Annotated in this window: 1 pseudogene; it reads right to left on the bottom strand. The window is 65.9% G+C overall.

Annotated elements, in window-relative coordinates:
* A pseudogene (locus tag AB0J58_RS44345) lies at positions 1 to 362 on the bottom strand (hypothetical protein); the annotation flags it as partial.
* Positions 363 to 772: the final 410 nt, after the last annotated feature.

The raw sequence follows: 772 nt of genomic DNA on the forward strand, positions 1-772 counted from the left end.
TCGTTGCTGCCGGTGGCGAGGAGTTTGCCGCCCGGGCTGAACGCCACCGAGGTGACATTGCCGGTGTGGCCGGTGAGGGGGGCAAAGGTCTTGCGGCCGGCCACGTCCCACAACCGCACCGTGTTGTCGTTGCTGCCGGTGGCGAGGAGTTTGCCATCCGGGCTGAACGCCACCGAACAGACCCAGTCGATGTGGCCGGTGAGGGTGGCACTCGGGGTGGGGTCGGGGATGACCGGTATCGGTATGACGGTGGTGCAGGCGGCCATGGTCGGTACGCCAGCCGCGGCCAGGGCGCCGAGCCCGCCCAGGAGCAGGGTGCGGCGAGATAGTGATCGGCGCTGCTGCGGAGGAGTCGTGTTCACTCCCGTAGGTGTAGAAGATCACGCTTGAGATCGACTTGCAGGTGCCTGCATCGCCTTCTGGGATCCAGCCCACATAAGGTCAAAACCCACATTCGGTGGATCATGAACGGGTGTTTTCCCTGGTGAGGGGCGACCTGGGATGTCGAGAGCACTCCAGGGCGCATGTACCGGACAAAGGACTGTTTCTGCCCACCCGGGCCGAGCAGCTCGCCGGCGGCGAGCCGCTCCGCAGCGCGGCCGCGCCGGGCGAGCCCGGTATGCCTTCGAGGAGGCTGAGTGCAGGAATTAGCGGTAGCGACCTGGGGCTTCTTCGCCTGTTACTGAGGTTGAACTCGTGACGTCGTGAGTGGCTATGCCGGTGTGAGGGCCAGGCCGGTTCCCGCGAGGCAGCCATCAATGAGGTCGCTGCG

Source organism: Streptosporangium sp. NPDC049644 (assembly GCF_040675205.1).
GTDB lineage: Bacteria > Actinomycetota > Actinomycetes > Streptosporangiales > Streptosporangiaceae > Streptosporangium > Streptosporangium fukuiense.